At 71.8% G+C, this 14,860-nt stretch carries 14 protein-coding genes; 4 read left to right on the plus strand and 10 right to left on the minus strand.

What is annotated here, in order from left to right:
- The first annotated feature begins 65 nt into the window (after positions 1-65).
- A complete protein-coding gene (locus ACFUNE_RS10050) occupies positions 66-1,229 on the plus strand; it encodes an epoxide hydrolase family protein (RefSeq protein ID WP_383564633.1) in 1,164 nt (387 codons plus the stop codon).
- 184 nt (positions 1,230-1,413) lie between these two features.
- Here ACFUNE_RS10050 and ACFUNE_RS10055 read toward each other — a convergent pair whose 3' ends face one another.
- The 4 genes from ACFUNE_RS10055 to ACFUNE_RS10070 form a co-directional block, all read right to left on the minus strand.
- The gene (locus tag ACFUNE_RS10055; protein ID WP_383564635.1) at positions 1,414-2,241 is read right to left on the minus strand and encodes an SDR family oxidoreductase; all 828 of its coding nucleotides are present in this window, start codon (positions 2,239-2,241) and stop codon (positions 1,414-1,416) included.
- Between the two features lie 379 nt (positions 2,242-2,620).
- Positions 2,621-3,166, minus strand: coding sequence for a YciI family protein (locus ACFUNE_RS10060; protein ID WP_383564639.1), 546 nt, complete (start codon positions 3,164-3,166; stop codon positions 2,621-2,623).
- 310 nt (positions 3,167-3,476) lie between these two features.
- On the minus strand, positions 3,477-4,922 hold the full coding sequence (locus tag ACFUNE_RS10065) for a glyceraldehyde-3-phosphate dehydrogenase (RefSeq protein ID WP_383564641.1): 1,446 nt from the start codon (positions 4,920-4,922) through the stop codon (positions 3,477-3,479).
- 291 nt (positions 4,923-5,213) lie between these two features.
- Positions 5,214-6,188 carry a TauD/TfdA dioxygenase family protein gene (locus ACFUNE_RS10070; protein ID WP_383564643.1) on the minus strand — a complete coding sequence of 325 codons (975 nt, stop codon included), beginning with the start codon at positions 6,186-6,188 and terminating at the stop codon, positions 5,214-5,216.
- A gap of 818 nt (positions 6,189-7,006) precedes the next feature.
- Between ACFUNE_RS10070 and ACFUNE_RS10075 the strand changes: the two genes are divergently transcribed.
- A complete protein-coding gene (locus tag ACFUNE_RS10075; protein WP_383564645.1) occupies positions 7,007-7,336 on the plus strand; it encodes a hypothetical protein in 330 nt (109 codons plus the stop codon).
- Positions 7,337-7,478: 142 nt separating this feature from the next.
- Here the strand turns inward: ACFUNE_RS10075 and ACFUNE_RS10080 are convergent, their stop codons facing one another.
- A complete protein-coding gene (locus tag ACFUNE_RS10080; protein ID WP_383564647.1) occupies positions 7,479-7,721 on the minus strand; it encodes a DUF6411 family protein in 243 nt (80 codons plus the stop codon).
- A gap of 176 nt (positions 7,722-7,897) precedes the next feature.
- Between ACFUNE_RS10080 and ACFUNE_RS10085 the strand changes: the two genes are divergently transcribed.
- On the plus strand, positions 7,898-8,353 hold the full coding sequence (locus ACFUNE_RS10085; protein WP_383564649.1) for a hypothetical protein: 456 nt from the start codon (positions 7,898-7,900) through the stop codon (positions 8,351-8,353).
- A gap of 149 nt (positions 8,354-8,502) precedes the next feature.
- Here ACFUNE_RS10085 and ACFUNE_RS10090 read toward each other — a convergent pair whose 3' ends face one another.
- The 5 genes from ACFUNE_RS10090 to ACFUNE_RS10110 all read right to left on the minus strand — a co-directional run bounded on the left by ACFUNE_RS10090 (position 8,503) and on the right by ACFUNE_RS10110 (position 13,565).
- Positions 8,503-9,042 carry a MarR family winged helix-turn-helix transcriptional regulator gene (locus tag ACFUNE_RS10090; RefSeq protein ID WP_383564651.1) on the minus strand — a complete coding sequence of 180 codons (540 nt, stop codon included), beginning with the start codon at positions 9,040-9,042 and terminating at the stop codon, positions 8,503-8,505.
- Between the two features lie 78 nt (positions 9,043-9,120).
- A complete protein-coding gene (locus tag ACFUNE_RS10095; protein ID WP_383564653.1) occupies positions 9,121-9,723 on the minus strand; it encodes an SRPBCC family protein in 603 nt (200 codons plus the stop codon).
- 40 nt (positions 9,724-9,763) lie between these two features.
- Positions 9,764-12,154, minus strand: a complete 2,391-nt coding sequence (locus ACFUNE_RS10100) for a xanthine dehydrogenase family protein molybdopterin-binding subunit (RefSeq protein ID WP_383564655.1) — start codon at positions 12,152-12,154, stop codon at positions 9,764-9,766.
- Positions 12,155-12,159: 5 nt separating this feature from the next.
- Complete coding sequence (locus tag ACFUNE_RS10105; protein ID WP_383564657.1) at positions 12,160-12,696, minus strand: (2Fe-2S)-binding protein; 537 nt, start codon at positions 12,694-12,696, stop codon at positions 12,160-12,162.
- Complete coding sequence (locus ACFUNE_RS10110; RefSeq protein ID WP_383564659.1) at positions 12,696-13,565, minus strand: FAD binding domain-containing protein; 870 nt, start codon at positions 13,563-13,565, stop codon at positions 12,696-12,698. Before ACFUNE_RS10110 ends, ACFUNE_RS10105 begins: the two co-directional genes overlap by 1 nt.
- A gap of 161 nt (positions 13,566-13,726) precedes the next feature.
- Between ACFUNE_RS10110 and ACFUNE_RS10115 the strand changes: the two genes are divergently transcribed.
- Complete coding sequence (locus tag ACFUNE_RS10115; RefSeq protein ID WP_383564661.1) at positions 13,727-14,821, plus strand: XdhC family protein; 1,095 nt, start codon at positions 13,727-13,729, stop codon at positions 14,819-14,821.
- Positions 14,822-14,860 lie beyond the last annotated feature (39 nt).

Genomic DNA, 14,860 nt, shown 5'->3' on the forward strand with positions numbered 1-14,860 from the left:
GCGCTAGAACCGTCTTAGCCGGTTCTCGAACGGCCAAGCCGGTTCCACGATGACCAGGAGGTCTCATGCCCAGAGGCGTGCAAGAGTTTGAAGCCCACGCGACGGACGCGGACCTCGACGATCTGCGTGCGCGACTGGCCGCGGCGCGGCTGCCGGAAGCTGAGACGGTCCATCGCGCCGCGCCCGGCCCCAGCCGATGGGAACAGGGCGTTCCCCTCACCGACCTCGTCGATGTCGTGAACTACTGGCGCACCGGGTACGACTGGCGGTCGTTCGAAGCGCGTCTCAACCGGATCGGCCAGTTCCGCACGACCGTCGACGGTCTGGGAATCCACTTCCTGCACCGCCGGTCCACGCGCGCGGATGCCACTCCTCTGATCTTGACGCACGGCTGGCCGGGCAGCGTTGCCGAGTTCGTCGATGTGGTGGACGAGCTGGCAGATCCGCAGGACGCGGACACGCCGGCGTTCCACGTCGTGGTCCCGTCGTTGCCGGGCTTCGGCTACAGCGACAAGCCGGCCACCACCGGATGGGGAATCGAGAAGATCGCCGCCGCGTGGGTGGAACTGATGGGAAGGCTCGGCTACCACCAGTTCCTGGCCCACGGGGGTGACTGGGGAGGTGTGATCACCACGGTCCTGGGGGGCAGGTTCCCGGCACACGTTCTCGGCATCCACACGACGTTCGCGGAGGCACCGCCCGGGTTGACGACGGACGGGCTGACGGCGGCCGAGCGCACATGGGCCGAGGACACCCGCGATTTCTGGAGCCATCGCGCGGCGTACGCGAAGCAGCAGGCGACCCGGCCGCAGACCATCGGCTACTCCCTCGTCGACTCACCGGTCGGGCTTCTCGCCTGGATCCTCGACAAGTTCGCCGAGTGGACAGACACCGAGGACAGCCCGTTCGAGACGATCTCCAGGGACAGGATCCTCGACGACGTCACCCTGTACTGGCTGACGCGGACCGGGGCATCGGCGGCCCGCATCTACTACGAGAGCCATCAGTCGCTCGACCCCGAACTCCGGGTCGACGTCCCCTCGGCCATCAGCATGTATCCCCGCGACATCGAGAAGTGTCCGCGCGCCTGGGCGCAGGAGCGGTACCGGCAGATCGTCCGATGGAGGTCGCCCGAGGCCGGAGGGCATTTCCCGTCGCTGGAGGTTCCCGAGTACTTCGTCAAGGATCTGCAGGCAGGTCTCGCGGCAGTGCTGGCCGCTCATCGATGAACGCGCGGCCGGGTCCGCCCCCGGATCCACCGGCTGATGATCTGATGGTGCGCGCCGGCAGGGCGTGAGGCGATCCGGTGGGAGCCGCCGGTTCGGGGCAGGGACCAGCCGCCGGACTGCACCGGCTCCCGGCATCCCGTCGTTTCGGGGCGGCCCGCGTGGACCGTCGACCTGTGGACCGGGCTCAAACACTCGGGACGAGGAACTGGCGGGCGCCGCGCAGTGTGGTGCGCAGCTTGCGCTGGGTGGCGCGGCTGTCGAGGCGGACGTCGAGCGCTCCGGGGAGCGCACTGCCGGCCCGCAGACCCGCAGGCAGACGGGAGGCGTCGAGCCCGTCCCGCCCGGCGATGAGGCATCCGAGTTCATGACGGCTCACGGCGTCGGCCCCTGCCAGATGATGCACGCCCCTCGCCTCGCCGGACGCGAGTTCCAGCAGGGCGGCGGCCAGGTCGGCGACGTGCACGGGACAGCGGACGTCGTCGGTGAAGAGGACACCGTCCCGGGTACCGGCCGCGAGGTCGTGCACCGCGCGTACGTGTGTGGACCGCTGGTCGCCGATGATCAGTGAGGTGCGAGCGATCACGGCATCCGGATGTACGAAGCGAATGCCCGTCTCCGCTGCGGCCTTGGCCGCGCCGTACGGGGTGACGGGATCGGGTGGGCAGGATTCGTCGTAGTGGACGCGTGCGCCGGAGAACACCGCGTCGCTGGAGACGTGGACCATGCGGAGGCCGTACCTCGCCGTCGCCATCGCGAGGCGGACAGGGCCTTCGGCCGTGACCGCCCAGTCGGATCCGCCGCTCGTCGCGTTGACGACCAGGCACGGGGCGGCCTCGGCCAGGACCGTGTCGACACGCACGGGATCCCGCAGGTCCAGGGCGTGCCACTGGACGCCCGCAGTGCTTCCGGGCCTGCTGGCGAAGGTCGCGGCCGTCGCGTGCCCGGCCGCTGCCGCCCGGCGGACCAGCTCAGCGCCCAGGAAACCGCTGCCGCCGATGATCAGGATCCTCATGACGTGACACAGTAGGGGACCCTTGCGCCGCCAGGTCCCGAGGACTTTTCCGTGGCTTCGAGGAGTGGCTCTGTGCCCAGAGGCAGGAGCTCTCCGGTTTCGCCTGGTACAAGGAGACCTTCCGCGAAGCCGTTCCCGAGGTGGATCTGCGTGCATGGCGCGGACCCCTGACACCGGAGCAGGATCAGCGGGCCCTGGACCACGTGTTCACCCGTGTCTCGACTTCCTCGACGTGAGGAACAGCCGCGAGTCCCTCATCCGCATGTACGTCGACTTCCGCGCCCTGAGGGGCAGATGACACGAGCAGGCGGATGTGCGCCGCAGGTGGTGGACACGAGGACTCCTGCTCCTCTTCGACCGGCCGGCGGGCCGGTCGTCCTCATGACCGGCGTCCTCCGAACTGCCAGTTGTGCACCTCGATGTCGGCGTACCGGTCCGGGGTCAGGATGCCGCGTGCCGTGTCCGGGTCGGGCGCCCGGACCAGCGCCGCAGTACCCAGCCACGCGGCGCCGTCGTCGGACAGCAACGGGCCGTAGGCGATCAGTTCGTCCCGCTCGGGCGGCACCGCGAGGTCGGCGGCTTCCCCGGCGCCGAGGCCGAGCACCAGGTACCGGCTGCCCTCGGTCCCACCGCCGGGGAAGTCCCACATGGTGCGCCCCAGGGTGTTGTGCCACCGTCGCAGCAGCACGTCCCGGTAGACGCCTGCCTGGTAGTTCGGTTCGGCGAAGGCGAACGCCCGGGCGGCGACGGGATCGGGCAGGTCGACGATGTGCAGGCTGCCGGTGGGTGTGTCGCCGGCGAGGGTCGGGCCGCGGGCGATCAACTCCTTCGCGTATCGGTCCATGTAGGACCAGTGCTCCTCCAGGAGCTCGTCACGCAGCGGCATCGAGCCGGGACGGTCGCGGTGATAGCAGAGAAACTCCATACCCGGAGCATCCCTTCGCGAAGGCGCCAGGTCGAGCCGGTTTCGGGGCGGTGGCCGCCCGGTGGCCTGATCCGGCAGAGCCCCGCGGGGTACACCCGGCGCATGGTGTCCTCTGCCGACGAGGCGGGAACTCTGCCCGGACGAAGGATCCGTCGCTCATGCCCGGACGGTGTCGTCCTGCACCGGCAACGGTGTCTGTCACGGCGCCGGCCCCTGGCACCGCGCGGCGGGACGGCGGCGGTGGGGCGCGCACCGGGCGCCCGCGTCCGGCGGCTCCGGGTGGTACCGGGAGCCGCCGGACGCGGGGCGGTCAGACGGCGGGGGCCGGGTACGTGGGGTACTCGACGCCGGAGACGTGCTGCACCACCCGGATGACCTGGGAGGAGTAGCCGAACTCGTTGTCGTACCAGAGGTAGAGGATGGCGTTGTCACCCTCGACCTTGGTGGCGCCGGCGTCGACGATCGACGCGTGACGGGAGCCGATGAAGTCGCTCGAGACCGCGTCGGGAGCCGTGATGAAGTCGATCTGGCGCCTGAGCGGCGAGGTCAGCGACACGTTGCGGAGGTAGTCGAGGACCTCCTCGCGGCTGGTGCCGCGCGCGAGCTGCAGGTTGAGGATCGCGATGGAGACGTCCGGGACCGGAACGCGGATCGAGCTGCCGGTGATCTTCGCCTGGAGGTCCGGCAGCGCCTTGGTGACGGCGGAGGCGGCACCCGTCTCGGTGATGACCATGTTGAGCGGCGCCGAACGGCCACGACGGTCCGAGTTGTGGTAGTTGTCCAGCAGGTTCTGGTCGTTCGTGAACGAGTGGACGGTCTCCACGTGTCCGCGCAGCACACCGTACTCGTCCGCCATCGCCTTCAGCGGCGGGACGATCGCGTTGGTCGTGCAGGAGGCGCACGAGATGATCTGCTCGTCCGGCTTGATCGTGTCGTGGTTGACGCCGTGCACGATGTTGGGGACGTCACCCTTGCCGGGCGCGGTCAGGACCACCTTCGCGATGCCGGGGCGCAGGTGCCTGGAGAGACCTTCACGGTCGCGCCAGCGGCCCGTGTTGTCGATGAGGATGGCGTCCTTGATGCCGTGCGCCGTGTAGTCCACCGCCGTGGGGTCGTCGGAGTAGATCACCTGGATCTCGTTGCCGTTGGCGATGATCCTGCTGTTCGCCTCGTCGACAGTGATCGTGCCCTGGAACTGGCCGTGGATGGAGTCACGGCGCAGCAGGGAGGCGCGCTTCACGATGTCCTGGCCGGCGCCCTGGCGCACGACGATGGCGCGCAGCCGGAGGCCGTTGCCGGAACCGGTCTTCTCGATCAGCAGCCGGGCCAGGAGGCGGCCGATGCGGCCGAAGCCGTAGAGGACGACGTCGCGCGCCTCGCGGCGCTCGGTCTTGTTGTCGCCCGTCGCGCCGGCCACGGCCTCGGCGGTGAAGGCGTCGACGGACAGTCCGCGGTCGTCGTTGCGGTAGGTCGCGGCGAGCATGCCGAGGTCGATCTGCGACGGGCCGAGGTCGAGTGCGGCGAGAGCGCGCAGGAACGGGAGGGTCTCGGTGACCGAGAGCTCCTCGCCGGCTATCTGCCGGGCGAACCGGTGGGTCTTGAGGATGCTGACCACCGACTTGTTCACCAGGGAGCGGCTGTGGATCAGGATCGTGACGTCCTGCTCCCGGTGCAGCTTCCCGATGATCGGGATCATCGACTCCGCGATCTCCTCGCGGGTCTTCCAATTGGTGAACGAGTCCTCGGTGAAAGTCACAAGTCCATCTTTCGAGCTAGGCGGTGCTCATATGTTAACCGCACTGGATTCCGACCGTGCAGCCGGTGCCGGTGCCGGTGCCGGTGCCTGTGCCGACGACAACACCGCCTCCACGCGGCGTCACCGCCCGCCACCGCGGCGTCACCGCCCTTCACCGCGTCCTCGCCTCGCGCACCCCGCGGCCTCACCCCGCGAAGAACGCCGAGGTCTCCCGCACGCCGCAGCGCGGGCGCGCCCCGGCGCCGGTGCCGCACGGGCACCGACCGCCGGGGCGCTGTGTCACCCACCGACTCAGACGAGGGACTTCCCGGCGGCCTCCGCCACCTCCGCGGCCGAGGCTCCCGAGGCGATGCCGAACGAGGGGTCGGGCACCTCCTCGGGGCTGATCAGCGTCGAGGAGCGGCCGTCGACGCCGACCGGGATGTCGCCGTCGATGGTGACGCGACGCAGCTTGCGCTCGTGGGCGTCCGAGTCGTCCACGCCGTAGTGCTGGGTGGCACGGTTGTCCCAGATGGCGACGTCGCCGGTCTGCCACTGCCAGCGCACGGTGTTCTCCGGGCGCTCGATGTGGGACTGGAACAGGTCGAGCAGCGCGCGGGAGTCGCGGCCGGTCAGGCCACTGATGCGCTGGACGAAGTTGCCGAGGAGCAGGACGCGTTCGCCGGTCTCGGGGTGGACGCGCACCACCGGGTGCTCGGTGAGGAACTTCGTCGAGGTGAACACCTTCCGGTACTGGGCGAGGGCCTCGGGCCTGGCCTCGGGGCGCAGCGCCACGTAGTCGTAGTCGTTGGAGTGCACCGCGCGCAGGCTGTCGGCGAGTACGCGCAGGGGCTCGGGCAGGTCGGCGTACGCCGCGCCGGTGCTGGACCACAGGGTGTTGCCGCCGTACGGCGGGATGACGACGGCGCGCAGGATGGAGAAGGCCGGATAGGCAGGTACGAAGGTCACGTCCGTGTGCCACTGGTTGGCCCGGCCGCCGTGGTCGGAGTCGATGCCGAGCGAGTAGCGGCCGTCGGCGGACGGGACGGTGGGGTGGGCGACCGGGGTGCCGAGCAGCCGGCCGAACGCCTCGTGGCTGTCCTCGTCCAGGTGGTCCTGGCCGCGGAAGAACACGACCTTGTTGGCCAGGAGCGCGCCCCGGATCTCCGCCACGGTGGCGGGGGCGAGGTCCCCGCCGAGGCGTACGCCGGAGATGACGGCGCCGATCCGGCCACCGATCTTCCGGACGGTGACGGTGGAGGCGGGGGCGGTGGTTGCTGAGGACATGAGGGATTCCCTTCGGGATGCGGGATCGTCCAGGACCGGGATTGATCAATCCCGGGAGAGGAATCAATCAGCCGAGCGATGGGCGCGAGAGAGGCGTGGAGCGCGGGGGAGTGGCTGAACCGCGGTGCGGAGCCGCCTGCGGCACGGGCCGGAGGTGCCGGTTCAGGCAGCGGGACAGCGGCCCGGACACGCCATCGGCGTGGTGGGGCGGCCGGCGGGTGCGGGCCGGGCGGAGGAGGCGGCCGTCGCGAACATGTCCCGGAGACTTCCAGCGCCCCGCCGGGGACGTCAAGCACCCACCAGCCCTTCGAAGGGCGCCCGGCGGTGGTCGAACCGGCGCTCGCGCGACGCTTCCCCCGCCCCTGGTGACGGCCCGGAAAACTGCCCCTGGCCTGCGGTTCTCCCTACGTTCGCGGGCAGGCCGCGCACCCTGCCGGGAAGCCGGCCACGAGGGCCGGACTCATTTCATGCCGCCTTAATGTCGCGACCGCGTCGCAGGACCGGAGGATGTCCCCATGACAGGCGCCCCACAGTTCTCCCGTACGGCCGGTGACGGCCGCCGTGGGGCGAACGCCGCCACGGCGTTGCGTACGGTGCTCGATCCGGGCGGACTCGCGGTTGCGGATCGACAACCACGCCCGGGCCGTGGCCCAGGGGCCCGGGTCCGGCGCCGGTGACGTGGCCCATCTGCCTGTGCCGGGCTCCACGGTCCCCTGCCCCTGCGGGAGATCAGGACGCCTGGAGGCGACGGCGTCGAACACGGTGATCGCGCTGGCCGCGGTGCGCCGTGGCATCGTGCCCGAGCGGATGTCCTTCTGGTGGTGCACGCGGCGGCGGCCGGGGACCGTTACGCGGACGGGCTGCTGCGTGAGCGGGCGAGCGCGGTAGGCAGAGCGGGGGCCCTGTTCCTCGACGTCCTCGACCCCGACCTGGTCGTGGTCACGGAACACGCCGGCCTGCTCGATTCCGAGTTCCTGGAGGAGATCCGTGGAGCCGCGGTCGGCGTCTGCCACGTATGCGGCGATCCCGAACGCATCGTCAGCCCGCTTGCCGGGACGGCCGCGCTGCCGGTGGCGGCCGGCACGATCGTGCTGAACCCGCTCTTCAGGGGGCCCTTGGCGACCATCGAGCGGGAGGCCGGGGGGTGAAGGGCGGGGGTGAGGGGCGGGCAGCGGAACCCGCGCGCCGCCTCGCCCGGCCCCGGCATCGGCGGACCGTGCCGCTACGTCCGGACGCGGATCGGTCCGCCACAACGCCTGGCGTGTGTACCCCGGTTCGGTGGACCGGAGGTCAGAACGGAAAGCGGCTGCGGGCCCGACGGCCGGCGGAGCCGCTGCTGCCCACGGCCTTGGAGCTGCTGCGGAACGGCTTGCTGAAGACCCGGCCGAGCACGCCGGGAGCCTTGCCGCCGACGCGCGATCCGACCCCGAGGGTCCGCTGGGTGCCACGTTCGGGATGGCGGGACAGGCGGGGCACGAAGAACGCGAGGACGGCCAGAACGACACAGACGGCGACGATGCCGACGATTATCATGAAGTACTCCCGAGGTCGATGTGACCTGCCGTGTGCCCTGGCCGGCGACCGGTATGCGCCGCGGCTTCGGGCCGCGACTGCCCGCCCTGCGGCGCCCCGGGCCCGGCGGGTCGGGGAGGCATCGGCCGCCGCAGGGCGGGCAGTCGCGAGACATGCAGGGAAGCTACGCACAACCCGTGACGTACACACTCGGCACTCCGCCTCTTCGTGCCGGGGCCACCGCGGATGCCCCCGCGCACCACGGCGGCGGAGGCCGCCATCGACTGCGCCGGCACCGCAAGGGTGCCTGGCACCGGCGTGTACTCGCCTACAGCCAGGTCGAGTTGGTGCAGGCTCCGGGGCGGGGCACCGGTGAACGGTGCCTACTCCTGGTGCTTGTGCGCAAGGTGGTCGGCCACGTGGAGTTCCGCCTCTGCGCTTCCTGTGAGGAGGCAGTCATCACCGATGTGATGATCGAGAAGCGGTTCCATCGCAGCGGGCTCGGGACCAGGGCCCTCTCCCACCTGCGAGCCCGGTATCCGGGAATTGTCTGGCACACCACGCTCGATCGCCGTGTGACGCGCGATCTCCTGCGCCGGATGCGGGTCCCGAGGCAGGCCGAGGGCGCGCGGTGCCCGCATACGAGCGAATGACGGCCGGACCCTGCCACCTGGGGACTCTTCCGGGGGCCGTCTCCTGAGCGGACGGTCCGAACCGTTCCCGCCCGGGCGTCCGATGAGCCGATAGGCCGGCGCCGGGCGGAACCGGGGCCCGCCCGAAGGGAGTGGACCCCCGCGGGCGGCTACTGCGCGTTCCCGTCCCCGTCGGCGTCGAGGATCGAGATCTCCAGCTTGCGCAGCAGCCGCGCGAGCTGCCGGCGCTCCGAGGGGGACAGCCCTCCGAGCATCCGGTTCTCGTTGTCGAGGTGTTCGGTGAACGCCGTGTCCACCGTGGCGAGTCCCTTGTCCGTGAGGCGTGAGTAGACGACCCTGCGGTCCTGGGTGTCCCGCTCGCGGACGATGAGCCCGTCCTTCTCCAAGCGGTCGATCCGCAGGGTCACCCCCGCGGACGACACCAGCCCGGAGTCGGCGAGCTGCCCGGCCGTCAGCCGGTAGGGCGCGCCCGACCTGCGCAGCGCGGTCAGGACGTCGAAGCCCGCCACGGACAGACCGTGCCGCTCGATGGACTCGGTGAGCCCGGTGCTGTAGCGCAGGAAGGAGCGGTGCAGCCGGGCGAGGACCTCCAGGGGACTGGTGTCCAGCTCCGGGCGCTCACGCGCCCAGTCCTCGACCACCTTCGCCACGGCATCGTGGTCAGCGGGCCTTGATGCTGCCATCCTCATCCCCTCCGTACGGCTCGCGCCGGCGTCCCCCCGGCTTCTCACGGCACTGAGAATCTTACCGCTGAGGCGACGGGTGGCTCAGCCGCGGGACCTTCGCCTCACCACCCCGGCCAGTACGAGGGCGAACAGTACGGCGGCCGCGGGGACGGCCGCCCTCCTGAGCAGCACGGGCAGTGCTGCCGCGCCGAGGTCCACGGCCTCCGGCTCGGCCGGCGCGGTGGGGGCGGAGGCACCGGTGCCCGTCTCCCGCAGCAGGTTCTCGAGGCGGCCCGCGAACTGCCGCACCAGCCGGTCCCCGACCTCGGTCATGATCCCGCGGCCGAACTGCGCCGGACGGCCGGTGATGTCGAGGTCGGTGTGCACGTGCACCCGGGTGCCGTCGGCACCCGGGCTCAGCGTCGCGGTGACCGTGGCCGAGGCGGTTCCCGCGCCCCGGGTCTCACTGCCGCTGAGGGCGAGGCGCATGGAGCGGGCGGCCTCGTCACGGGTGACGGTGCCCTCGCCCCGGTAACTCATCTGCACCGCGCCGATCTTGACCTTGACCCGCCCGGTGAACACGTCGCCGTCGAGCGTGTCGAGGACGGCGCCGGGCATACAGGGCGCGACCCGGCCGAGGTCGTGGAAGAGCTTCCACGCGTCGTCGGGGCCGGCCGGAACGGAGAAGGTGTGGTCGAGCTGCATGGGTTTCCCATCCTGGGTTCGGAGGTGGACGTCCGGCCGGTCAGTCGCGGCCGGGCGCCGGGCGGATCAGGTCGCGTACCCGGCTCGGGGAGAGGGGGCCGCGGCGTACGACGACGCCGAAGGGGCGCAGCGCGTCCTCCACGGCGTTGGCGAGGACCGCCTGCGGGGCGATCGCGCCGCCCTCCCCGAGCCCCTTGACGCCGAGGTCGTTCATGGGGCTCGGGGTGTGGAGCTCGTCCATGTCGAGGTCGGGGATCTCCGAGGAGGTCGGCACCAGGTAGTCCATGTAGGTGCCGGTCCGGGGCTGCCCGTCGGGCCCGTAGACCATCTCCTCGTACAGCGCACCGCCGATGCCCTGCGCGATGCCGCCGGTGACCTGGCCCTCCGCGATCATCGGGTTGACGATGACGCCGGCGTCGTGGACGACGACGTAGTGCAGGATCTCGACGGCGCCGGTGTGCTCGTCCACCTCGACGACGGCAGCGTGCGCCCCGCTCGCGACGGCGAATCCGGGCGGACGGAAGTGCACGGTCTCGCTCAGCTCGGTGCCGTGCCGGCCGTCGGTGGGTTCCGGTGTCCCGGGCATGGGGGCACCGCCCGCCAGTTCCGCCAGGCCGATCGAAGGCCCGCCCGGTTCCCCGGCGGAGACCACCCCGTCACTCAGGCCGAGACGGTCCGCCGGTACGCCGAGGCGGCGCGCCGCCGCTTCGATGATCTTCTCGCGGACCAGCTTGCCGGCCCGGTGGGTGGCGTTGCCCGCGTTGACCAGGGCGCGGCTGGCGATGGTGCCCAAGCCGAACGGGGTGGCGTCGGTGTCGCCCCCGGTCACGTCGATGATGCCGAGCGGTACCCCGATCGCGTCCGCGGCGATCTGGGCCATGGACGTGCGGTGCCCCTGGCCCTGGGAGGGCGCGCCTATGGCGAGCCGTACGCGCCCGCTGGGGGCGATGTCGACGCGGGCCGTCTCGAACGGTCCGAGGCCGGTCGCCTCGATGTACATCGCGAAGCCGACGCCGAGGTGCCTGCCGTCACGCGCCCCCTCGCGCTGCCGGGCACGCACGCCCTCCACGTCGGCCTTCGCCACGGCGCGGCGCAGGAGTTCGGGGAAGTCGCCGGAGTCGTAGGACTGCGGGCTGCCGGAGCGGTCCACCAGTCCCGTCGCGTACGGCATCTCGTCCGGCCCGACGAGGTTGCGTGCCCTCAGCTCCTCCGGGGCGATGCCCAGATCGGCGGCCAGCCGGTCCATCGCGCGCTCCATCGCGAACACCGTCTCCGGCCGGCCCGCCCCGCGGTACGGCGTGGCGAACGTGGTGTTGGTGAGGACCCCCGTGACGCCGATCTCCACATGGGGGATGCGGTACGGACCGAGCAGATGGCAGAGCGAGTTGTAGGGCACGACGAGGCCGGTCATGTTGTAGGCGCCGAAGTTCACCGTGATCCGGTCGCGCACGCCGAGGATGCGTCCCTCGGCGTCCGCGGCCAGCTCGATGCGGTGGATCTGCTCGCGGGCGTGCGAGGAGGCGGTGAGATTCTCGTTGCGGTCCTCGCGCCACAGCACGGGCCGGCCGAGCCTGCGGGCGGCGTGCGGGACCAGGAGCTCCTCGACGTAGAGGATGCCCTTCTGCCCGAAGCCGCCGCCCACGTCGGCCGCGATGACGCGGACCGAGCCGGCCGCGAGTCCGAGCGTGTGCGCGACAGCGTCCCGAAGCCGGTGGGGAGTCTGGGTCCCCGACCAGACGGTCAGCCGGCCGCTGTAGGGATCCACCTGGGCGGAGACCGCGCGCGTCTCGATCGGTGAGGCCACGTATCGGTGCGCCTCGAACCGCTCGGAGACCACGGTGTGCGCGGAGGCGAAGGCCGCGTCCGGGTCGCCGACGCGTGTCGCCACGTCCACCGCGAGGTTGTCCGGCAGGTCCTCGTGCAGCAGGGGCGCGCCCTCCGAGAGGGCGTCCTCGGGATCCACCAGCACGGGCAGCGGGGCGTAGCGGACATCGACGAGTTCGAGCGCGTCCTCGGCGAGATACCGGTTCTCGGCCAGGACGACGGCGACGGGCTGGCCGACGTAGAGCACCGTGCCGCCCGCGAGCAGCGGCATGGGCGTCATCCGGACCGTCGGGTCCAGGAGTTCGGCGAGGCCCGCAGGAGTGCGCAGCTCCTCCTTGTTGAGCAGCGGCGGCAGGTCCGCGACGTCCTCGCCGGTCCACACGGCGACGACACCGGGTGCTTCGAGCGCCGCCTTCACGTCGACGGACTCGATGCGTGCGTGGGCGTGCGGGCTGCGCAGGAACGCGGCCTCGACGCCACCGGGCAGGGCGATGTCGTCGACGTAGCGGCCCCTGCCACGCAGCAGCCGGTCGTCCTCGACGCGGGGGACGGACCGGCCTGTCCAGCCGCCCCCGTCCTGCGGGCTCCGGTCGGAATCGTGGGACATACGGGTCACTCCCCGAAGCGCTCGTCGAGTGCCTGGCAGACGGCACGGCGGATGTTGCGGTAGCCGGTGCACCGGCAGAGGTGGCCGCTGAGCGCGTCGGCGACGTCCTCCGTACCGGGGCGCTCGGGCAGTTCGGTCAGGGCGGTCGCGGTCATGACGAATCCGGGGGTGCAGAATCCGCACTGCATGCCGTGGCACTCGTGGAACGCCCGCTGGACGGGTGTCAGCGGGGCGTCGTCGGGGGCGAGGCTCTCGACCGTGCGGATCGCGACGCCGTCGCACTGCACCGCAAGGGTCAGGCAGGTGCGGGCCGGTTCGTCGTCGAGCAGCACCGTGCACGCGCCGCACACACCGTGCTCGCAGCCGACATGGGTGCCGGTGAGACCGAGCCGGTCGCGCAGGAAGTCGCTGAGCAGCAGCCGGGACTCGACCTCGGCGGTGATCCGCTCCCCGTTCACGGTGAGTGCGACCCGGTGCCAGCCTGAGGGTTCGGCGAGCGGCGGGGTGCGGACGGGGAGGGGGACAGGTGCGGAGGGGGTCATCAGCAGCGCTCCCAGGCGGTGGTGCAGGCGTGGACGAGAAGGTGGGCGGCGGTCTCGCGCCGGTGGGCGGCGCTCGCGTGGACGTCGTCGGAGGGGGTGAGGCCGGAGAGGGCGGCGAGCCGCGCGGCAGCCAGCGCCTCCGCGCCCACCTCGGTGCCGACGAGCGCCTCCTCCGCGGCGGGCAGGCGTACGGGGGCGGGGCCGGCCCCGCTGAAGACGACGCGGGCGCCGCGGACGGTGCCCGTCGCCGCGTCCCGCTCCAGCAGCACGGCCACCCCGACGGTGGCGAAGTCGCCGTGCCTGCGGGTGAGCTCTTCGAAGGCCCAGCCCGACCGGTCCGGGGGCGGGGGGACGACGACCTCGCAGAGGAGCTCGTCGGGCTCGACCGCCGTCGAGAACGTGGCGACGAAGAAGTCCTCGGCGGGGACCGTACGGGTGCCGCGCGGCCCCGTGATGACGAAGCGCGCGTCCAGGGCCCGTGCCGCGGTGGGCAGTTCGGCAGCCGGATCGTGGTGGGCGAGGCTGCCGCAGACGGTGCCGCGGTTGCGGATCTGCGGGTGGCCGATGCGGGTGATCGCCGCGGCCAGCAGCGGCCATCCGCGCCGGAGGGCGGGATCGGCCGCCGCCCTCGCCTGCCGGACCGCGGCGCCGATGCGCAGAGCGCCGGAGCCGTCGACCGCCAGTCGGGCCAGCTCGGGGATGCGGGTGATGTCCACGAGGAGTTCCGGGCGCGCCAGGCGCATGTTCAGCATCGGGATCAGGGACTGGCCGCCCGCCACGACCTTGGCGTCCCGGGCGGGATCGGCGAGGAGCGTGACCGCCTCGGCGACGGTTCGGGGAGCGGTGTAGTCGAAGGGTGTGGGTTTCAATCTGCTGCCACCGGGCCTCTCGGACGGTCGTCACGCGGTGGCGCTCGGGACGCCCCGCGTGCGATCGATACGAACAGATGTATCTAGTAGCTGAAATGATTTACACTAAAGTTTCTCGTTGGCAAGAGTCTCCGCAGATTTTTCGGCCCGAGGTGAGCGACATGGGACACGTCATCGACCAGGCGGCTGCCTGGCAGAGATCCGGAATCCGCTGTGTCATGGCGACGGTGGTGCGGACCTGGGGCTCCGCTCCGCACGGACCCGGTGCCTCCATGCTGGTGACGCTGGACGGCCGCATCGTCGGCAGCGTGTCCGGCGGATGCGTGGAGGCCGCCGTGATCGCGGCCGCGGAGGAGGTGTTCGCGGGTGGCCCGCCGGTCGTGGAGCGCTGGGGGACCGGTGACGAGGACGCCTTCGCCGTGGGGCTGACCTGCGGCGGGACGATCGAGGTGCTGATCCGTGAAGTGGGCGCCGGGGAGCCGCTCGGCCGGGTCGCGGCGGACCTGGCGGCCGGGATCCCGGTCGCGCTGGTCACGCCGCTGGACGGGCACGGCCAGCTGGCCGTGGGTCGGGGAGCGGTGAGCGGGACACTGGGCGGAGCGGCCCTCGACCGGATGGCCGGCCTGGCGGCCGAGGGCATGCTCGGCCGTGGCGAGAGCGGGCCGGTGACCGTGGGGGAGCCGGGGTCCGGCGGACCGGACTGCGCCCCGGAACGCGAGCTGCTGGTGCAGTCCTTCGCCGCCCGGCCGAGACTGCTGATCTTCGGAGCCGCCGAATTCGCCCGGCCGCTGGTGGCCTTCGGCTCGGCCCTCGGTCACCACGTGACCGTCTGCGACGCCAGGCCCGCGTTCGCGGATCCCGCGCGCTTCCCGGGCGCCGACGAGGTGGTCGTCGACCGGCCGGACCGCTGGTTCCGTGACCATGAGGAGCTGGTCGGCCCGACGACCGCGGTCTGCGTCCTGACCCATGAACCCCGCTTCGACGTCCCGGTCCTCGCCCGCGCCCTGGGCGGTGCGGCGGGGTATGTGGGCGCCATGGGCAGCCGCCGCACGCACGAGGACCGGGTGGCGCGGCTGCGGGAGGCGGGCGTGACCGAGGCGCGGCTCAGCCGTCTGCGGTCGCCGATCGGTCTCGACCTGGGCGGCCGGGGGCCCGAGGAGACCGCCCTCTCGGTGCTGGCCGAGATCATCGCCGTACGACGCGGTGGCAGCGGTGCGCCGCTCACCGCCGGCAGGGGACCGGTGCACAACACGTGACCTTTTTTGAACGCCTGTTTTTATGAACGCCCGTTTAAT

The sequence above is a fragment of the Streptomyces sp. NPDC057287 genome (genome assembly GCF_042667905.1).
GTDB lineage: Bacteria > Actinomycetota > Actinomycetes > Streptomycetales > Streptomycetaceae > Streptomyces.